Below are 1,132 nucleotides of genomic sequence, written 5' to 3' on the forward strand. Positions count from 1 at the left end.
TGCATTGGCTTGTAGTTAATGCGGTTTCGGTGAGTTTTATCCTGATTTCTCAGCCGATAGAACCAGGGAGGGTCAATTACGATGCACTGGTATTGACCTTCTAATGTTGTTAGTCTCATGTTTAACTCCTGTTATTTTCAAACTTGTTCTGGAAATTCAATGTGGCTTAAAATCTGAAGTTCAACAGCTAATCCACTTAAGAAATTTTGGAGTTCGACTGTTGCTAATTCTTTGGATATCTCCTTTTCTGATGTATAAATAAGTTGCTTGTGATGCCCAAAGTAAACTTCTGTACGAGTTAAGTTTTGCTCTGTGTCAGTTAACAGAGTCAAAGTAAATCTTCCAAGTTTACAAAAGTAATAGAGACGCTTTGAACTCCAAGACTTTCCAGGTTGCCAACTGATTTGGGTCTTTTTACCAATGTGAACACTGATAGATTCAAAATCAACGTGGAAAATATTCAGTAAAGGAAGCATTGCGCCACTGTTGTAATGGTCTACAACATGCTGTTTAATACCTGATTCTGCTAAATCTTCAGGAATATCAATGTGAGCTTCAGATGAGATTTTTTCAACTACTGTGACTATGGCTTTTATACTTTTTATCTCCAAGGTGTAAAATTATTCCATTGAAACCAGCTTGAGCCAGAATCAGAGTATGCAGAGGTACGGTGGATTACTTCAGGATTACCCCAGCAACAGCAAGCGTTAATAGCAAACGTGGGTTTGTCCTGGAATGTTCCATCTGGTAAAAGAATTTGGTAAACCTCATCCTCAGCCCAAAGTTCCACCCATTCTCGATTCATGTATTCGGCGTAAAACTGAGTCCACCGACATGAAAACCAACGCGATTCTGTTTCGCGGTTGTAACGCCACAGCTTAAACACCATGTTCCAGTGCGCGAGGAAGTCGAGCGCCACCGGCTTGGACTGCATCAAAATTTCCTTATCACCAGGAACGAGCATCAACTCCTCACACAGCCGGGGAAGAACTAACGCCATGCCGCCGTACTCAACGGTGTACCACTCAATTCCACTAATGCGAATGGCACGCTTGAAAAGCTCTAAGCTATACAGGATAAGCGCTACAGATTTCAAAACTATTAAACAGTGTGGGGACGAGGCAGGCGATTG

2 protein-coding genes are annotated in these 1,132 nt (G+C 41.7%); both read right to left on the bottom strand.

Annotated elements, in window-relative coordinates; all coding sequences use genetic code 11:
• Positions 1–137: 137 nt before the first annotated feature.
• Positions 138–611 carry a hypothetical protein gene (locus tag CDG77_RS35020; RefSeq protein ID WP_094333670.1) on the bottom strand — a complete coding sequence of 158 codons (474 nt, stop codon included), beginning with the start codon at positions 609–611 and terminating at the stop codon, positions 138–140.
• Positions 602–1,132, bottom strand: a 531-nt coding sequence (locus tag CDG77_RS35025) for a hypothetical protein (RefSeq protein ID WP_223270175.1), incomplete at its 5' end; no start/stop codon positions are given. The genes CDG77_RS35020 and CDG77_RS35025, both read right to left, overlap by 10 nt.

The organism is Nostoc sp. 'Peltigera membranacea cyanobiont' 213 (assembly GCF_002245975.1).
Classification (GTDB): domain Bacteria; phylum Cyanobacteriota; class Cyanobacteriia; order Cyanobacteriales; family Nostocaceae; genus Nostoc.